This window comes from Streptomyces hygroscopicus subsp. hygroscopicus (assembly GCF_001553455.1).
In the GTDB taxonomy this organism is placed as follows: domain Bacteria; phylum Actinomycetota; class Actinomycetes; order Streptomycetales; family Streptomycetaceae; genus Streptomyces; species Streptomyces hygroscopicus.
In genome coordinates this window covers 1-5,644 of sequence record NZ_BBOX01000586.1, presented here as the reverse complement: position 1 = coordinate 5,644, position 5,644 = coordinate 1, and the positions used below count along the sequence as shown (strand labels likewise).

The 5,644-nt window shown below is 66.9% G+C and carries 6 protein-coding genes and 1 pseudogene; 4 read left to right on the top strand and 3 right to left on the bottom strand.

The genetic code is table 11. From position 1 onward, the window contains the following. Window positions 1-121: 121 nt before the first annotated feature. The 4 genes and pseudogenes from AXW62_RS39005 (at window position 122) to AXW62_RS38995 (ending at window position 3,729) form a co-directional block, all read left to right on the top strand. The gene (locus AXW62_RS39005) at window positions 122-889 is read left to right on the top strand and encodes a creatininase family protein (protein ID WP_211282534.1); all 768 of its coding nucleotides are present in this window, start codon (window positions 122-124) and stop codon (window positions 887-889) included. A gap of 68 nt (window positions 890-957) precedes the next feature. Then, the gene (locus AXW62_RS39000; protein WP_030843914.1) at window positions 958-1,506 is read left to right on the top strand and encodes a TetR/AcrR family transcriptional regulator; all 549 of its coding nucleotides are present in this window, start codon (window positions 958-960) and stop codon (window positions 1,504-1,506) included. A gap of 18 nt (window positions 1,507-1,524) precedes the next feature. Further along, window positions 1,525-1,638, top strand: a pseudogene (locus tag AXW62_RS47515) (IS630 family transposase); the annotation flags it as partial. A gap of 792 nt (window positions 1,639-2,430) precedes the next feature. Further along, on the top strand, window positions 2,431-3,729 hold the full coding sequence (locus tag AXW62_RS38995; protein WP_060948492.1) for an MFS transporter: 1,299 nt from the start codon (window positions 2,431-2,433) through the stop codon (window positions 3,727-3,729). A gap of 306 nt (window positions 3,730-4,035) precedes the next feature. Here AXW62_RS38995 and AXW62_RS38985 read toward each other — a convergent pair whose 3' ends face one another. From AXW62_RS38985 to AXW62_RS38975, 3 genes are all read right to left on the bottom strand, one after another. After that, window positions 4,036-4,401 (bottom strand): VOC family protein, encoded by a 366-nt coding sequence (locus AXW62_RS38985; RefSeq protein WP_060948490.1) that lies wholly within the window; start codon window positions 4,399-4,401, stop codon window positions 4,036-4,038. Window positions 4,402-4,623: 222 nt separating this feature from the next. Beyond that, window positions 4,624-5,124: a flavin reductase family protein gene (locus tag AXW62_RS38980; protein ID WP_060948489.1), complete on the bottom strand. Its 501-nt coding sequence runs from the start codon at window positions 5,122-5,124 to the stop codon at window positions 4,624-4,626. Further along, window positions 5,117-5,410, bottom strand: a complete 294-nt coding sequence (locus AXW62_RS38975; RefSeq protein ID WP_060948488.1) for a hypothetical protein — start codon at window positions 5,408-5,410, stop codon at window positions 5,117-5,119. The genes AXW62_RS38980 and AXW62_RS38975 overlap by 8 nt, the downstream gene beginning before the upstream one ends. Between the last annotated feature and the right edge of the window lie 234 nt (window positions 5,411-5,644).

Below are 5,644 nucleotides of genomic sequence, written 5' to 3'. Positions count from 1 at the left end.
GGGCGAAGGCGTTAGTCCTGATTAACGTGTATGAGCCTCGATGGCGGGCCTGTCCCCATCCGTCGAGTAGTGACGCATCCGCGAGGTACTGGCCGAGCAGGCACAGGAGGAGTGACCACACGTGAGCGAGTTGCGGATTGAGCATTTGACCTCGCCTGACATCGCGAGCGCCATCGCGAGCGGTATGCGTACGGCGGTCTTGCCGCTGGGCGCCACGGAGCAGCACGGCGCGCACCTGCCGATGTCGGTCGACAGTGATCACGCCGATCGACTGGGTGTTCTTGTCGCCGAGCGGCTCGGCGACGCGCTCGTGCTACCGACGGTGCGGATCGGCTGCTCGTCGCACCACCTCGGCTTCGCCGGGACGCTCTCGCTCCAGGCCGAGACGCTCGAAGCGATCTGCGCCGACTGCTGCGCGAGCCTTGCCGCGCACGGCTTCCGCCGGGTGCTGATCTTCTCGGCGCATATCGGCAACTACCCGGTGCTCAGTGAGATCGAGCCGAAGCTCGCCGCGCGGCTCCCCTCCGACCTGGATGTCATCGCGTTCGCGGACTCGGCGGCGGTCCTCCGCGCGTGGCGCGACGCTGCTCAACGCGTCGCCGGCCTCGCCGACCACGTCGGAGGCCATGCCGACGTCGCCGAAAGTTCGATCATGCTAGCCGTGCGGCCGGACGCCGTGAGGAACGATCGCGCCGCCGCGGGTTTCACCGGGTCCATGGATGACGCGTTGCTGGCGCGCGTATTCACTGACGGTGTCAAGGCCGTCGCACCCGGCGGGGTGCTCGGTGATCCGCGCGGTATGTCGTCTGAGCTGGGCTTCGCCTGTCTGACCGCGGTGGCCGATCTGCTCGCGGAACACGCAAGGGCACGTTATCGGCCACTCACCTAGACTAGACTTCATATGTGTCGAGCTCACCTACCCCCCGTACCGCGTCTCCCCGCGCCACCCGTCGGCAGGTGCTGATCAAGGTCGCCGGAGAGTTGTTCAACGAGCGTGCCTTCGATGCGGTCACCACTGAGATGATCGGCGCGCGTGCCGGTGTGACCGGCCCCGCGCTCTACCGGCACTTCCCGAGCAAGCAGGCGTTGCTGATCGCCGTGCTCGAGGATCCGCTCAACGAATTGCTGGCTCACGCCCGCAAGACGGCGGCCGAGGTGACGGATCCACGCAAGGCGCTCGAGGAGATGATCGATTACCACGTCCAACGCAGTCTCCAGAACGTTCCGTCCACGCTGGTGTTCCTGAAGAACGAACACAACGTCCCGGAGGACGAACGCCATCGTATGCGGCGCATGATGCGCCTCTACGCCGAGGAGTGGAGCGGACTGGTCACCCGGCTGCGGCCCGACCTGTCAGACGCGCAGACCCGCGTTCTCACCCACGCCGTCTTCTCGATGATCAACGCGGTACCGCAGTTCAACAGCGGCCTCGATCCCGACGTCGTCGCGACGACCATCCGCACCGCCGCGATCAACGCGCTACTGATCCCCGCGGACGCGATCTGACACCAGTGGGAGCCTTCAAGGGCGCGGCTCGTAGCCGCTGACCTGATCCAGGCCGGGGTTGGTGACCGTGAGGTGACCCGGCGCTTCGGGATGACCCGGATGGCGGCGGACCGCTGGCGGCGCGCGTCGGCTCCCCGTCGTTGGCAGCGGTGCAGGGTGCGCCTCGGGCCCGCTTCCCTTCGACACCGCAGCGGCCGTCCGCTGCGAACCGGTGATGTGGTGCGACGGTGATTTCCCCCACCTCGGGCAGCATTCCTTTCCCCGCCTCTGCCACCATGCCCGGGAACGTCATCGCGCTGTGGCAGATCTGGGGGGGCTCGGCGCTGACTACGACGGTACTGCCACAGATCATCTCCGGCTTCTGCCTGGCCTGAGCAGTTCGACTCCCCGGACCGTGCTGCGGCTTGAGCCGTTCGGCAATGCTGACTCAATTCCATTCTCGCGCGCCACTCCCGGACCATGTCTCTTCTGCATCCATACGTGTGGAATTTGCATGAGTCCAGTCGTATCAGTGCATTGCGCGTCTGTGCACGACGGGTCAGAGTCAGCACATGCGAAGTGCATCGAGTGTGTGCGTACGCAGTTCCTGCTGACCCACGAGGTATGGCATGCGATCGGCGGCACTCCCTCAACGCGTCCCGTCATCCGATGGCGATCCCGCAGTCGTCGAATCAGCAGTCACCGACGAGGTAGCCCTGACGGCTGCGCCGCTCGAATCCAGAGAGATTGAGGCTTCAGCCCTCTGAGGCAGCACCGGGCACCGGCGTCTGTCGACCTCGCCGCAGTGTCTCGGAGCCTGACCCGACGGAAGGGTCCCGTCAGGACCCACCCCCTGATCGCGCCGAGCAACGTGACGGCGTCGACCTCGCGCGGCGAGGGCGGCCGAACGGCGCATCTCCCATCCTGGTGTGACAAGGAGAGTCAGTGACGACGGCACAACATTCCGAAAAGACGATCACCTTGAGGTCCGCCCGGCGTGCATCGCTGGCGGGCGGCGTCGGGACACTGATCGAGTACTACGACTTCAGTGTCTATGGGTTTCTGACGCTCACCATCGGACCGTTGTTCTTCCCCAGCGACAACCCGACGGTCTCAACCCTGTCCGCGCTCGCGGTGTTCGCGTCGTCCTACCTCATCCGTCCGCTTGGTGGCTGGTTCTTCAGTCGCCTCGGCGACCGCCACGGCCGCCGGGCAGCCCTCGTCGCGACGATCGTGATGATGGGCGTGGCGTGCGGCGTGATGGGCCTGCTGCCCACCTACGGACAGATTGGAGTCGCCGGGACGATCGCGATCGTCGTCGTGCGACTCACCCAAGGGTTCGCTGCCGGTGGTGAGATCGGTGGCGCTGCCACCTACATCGCCGAGCTGGCGCCGCCCGGCAAGCGGGGCTTCTACGGATCGACGGTTTCCATGGGGTCCACTCTCGGGTTCGCCGTGGCCGCCGGCGTCGTAGGGCTGGTCCGGCTGCTGGTTCCGGCCGACCAGATGGCAACGTGGGGGTGGCGGATTCCGTTCCTCCTCTCGCTGGTCCTCACTGTGGTGTGTCTGCGGGCGCGGCTGCGGGTCGAGGAGTCGCCTCAGTTCCAGGAGCTGAAGGAGAAGGCCGCGATCGTACGCAGCCCGATGCTGGCCGCTCTGCGGAGCCACCCGCTGTCGGTTGCCCGTGTGGCGGGCCTGGCGATCGCGTTCAACGGCACCGGCTACTTCGGCGTTGCCTACTTCGCCATCTTCCTGCAGGAGGAAGGATTCTCCGCCACAGGCGTCGCCTGGACATCAGCGTTGTGCATCGCCCTGGCCACCTTGACCTACCCATGGGCGGGCAAGCTGACGGATCGCTACGACCGCAGGCCCATCCTGCTGGCGTCCTACATCAGCTTTGCCGTCATCGCTTGGCCGGTCTTCGCACTCCTCATCGCGGCAACCAGCCTCTGGGCCGTCGGAGCCGTCTATCTGGTCTTCATGTTCTTCACCGGGTGGGCGCAGGTGCCTGCGTGGCCGTTGGCCACGGAGCTGTTTCCGGCAAGCGTGCGCTACTCAGGCATCGCGATCGGCTACAACTTGGGCGTGATCATCGGCGGCATCACGCCACTCGTCGCCGCTGCCCTCGTGGCCGGTACCGGAAGCAGAACCAGCCCCGTCTACTGGATCCTCGCCGTAGCACTCATCGGAGTGATCACCGTCGCGCGACTGCCGAAGACCGCGTCGAAGCCGCTGCCCGCCTGAGCGGACAGCCAGGTCCACGATCTCCTGCAACGCCGTGCGGAAGCCGTCCGGGTGCAGGAGATCGTCGAGCCTGCGGACACCACAACCGCGGGGGAATCAGCCCGCATTGATCCCGCGGAGACTTTCACCGCCTTGCGGTCGGAGGGCATCGAGCGACGGGTCCGGTGCCGGCCCGACGGCCGCCGCCGGATGCCGGAGTGGGACGAGACGGTCGGCGTGGTCGTCGGCCGGACCGGCATCCTCGTCGTGGACACCGGACGTCTCGGTCCGGGGCATGCGGAGGCCGATCCGCTACCGGACCGACCGCTACCGCGGCCCGTAGATCACTACGGTGTTGCCCCACGGGTCCCGGGCCACGGCCCGGACCTCGTGCGGGCCCTGCTCGGGCTCCCGGACCACGGATCCGCCGCCTTGTACGAGGGCGGTGAGCGCCGAGGTCACGTCGGGGACCTTGAACGACGCCGCGGGCACCCCGCCGGTGACGTCCTCGGCCGGCCCGGTCAGGGCCAACGTGGTGCTGCCGGCGTCGAGGGCGGCGTAGCGGTCGCCGTCGACGAACTTCGTGGCCAGGCCGAAGGTGTTGGTGTAGAAGCGCACGGCGGCGTCGATGTCGGCCACCGGGTGCAGCACGTTCCCGATCTTCACGAGGTCGCTCTCCACGGAATCACTCACCGGACGCCCGTAGCACGGCCCGAGCGGAGAGTCCCGCTCCACCGCGCGCCGCGCGTGGATGAACCCCTGGCGCGATCTGGCGGACGGTGGCGGTGTCGACACTGGTGGCCATGGGGGCGTAGGCGCGAAGGGCCTTCGTCCGGGTCGGTTCACCATTCATCAGATCCATCACGCGGCCTCTCCGCAGATCCACCAGAGCTGACGAGCCGGGGCCGATGTCCTTCATTCAACGCTCTGCCCGAGGTGGAGGAAATCACCGCGGTACCACATCACCGGCTGGTCGCTGCCTACGCGTGCGTCGTGCACGCGACCGATGAGAATGACGTGATCGCCGCCGGGTACGGCTTGCTCCAGCTCGCAGCGGATCACCGCTGCGGCGTCGGGCAGTATCGGGTGTCCGCCCTCGTCGTACTCGAAGCTCCCGTGTGCGAACTTGTCCTCGCCTTTCGTGGCGAACCTCATGGCCAACTTCGCATGCGCGGGCGTCACGATGTTCACGACGAACTGCTCGGCCGCTATAAAAGCCGGGAAGCAGTCCGCTCCTTGGTCCAGGCACACCAGAACAAGTGGTGGATCAAGCGACAGCGACGCGAACGAACTCGCGGTGAACCCATGCGGCGTGCCCCCGGCACTTCGGGTCGTCACGATCGTCACGCCGGCGGGGAAGCGGGCCAACGCCGAACGGAAGGCAGCCGCGTCCAGCCCCTGGATTTGATCAGCCATTCCACACCTCGCGGACAGCTCGGACGGCAGGGCCGTGGTGGATGGTGCGCGCGGTGGCGAGGGCGGCGCTGGGCCGCTTCTCGTCAGACCAGTTGTCCGTACGGCTCGGGAAAGTCATGAGGTACGGCCGGAGCACCTCCGAGGCGGAGACCGTGGCCTCAGAGCTGCCGAAGGCGTGGAAGCCGACGCGCTCTGCGAGCGGCACCTCCTCGACCAGTTCCCGGTAGCGGTGCTCACGCGCGAGCCTGGTCGCGGTGTCCCCCGCAGCCATGACGATGACGTCCATAGCGGCCCTTCCGTCGAATGTTATTGACCAATAACTTATGGCCTGAGCTAGGTGCGGTCAAGGCCCGGCTGAGGGGGCAGAGACGTTAGTGAGCGATAACTAAGGAGGGCCTCGGGCCGGTCTGTGGCCCAACCGCGCGGCTCTCGGTCGGCGACGCGACCGTGGCTGCACTGATCGTCGCCCCCGGGTGGGCTTGCCGGACCCTGTTGTTATCAGGAACTAACGCTTTTGCTC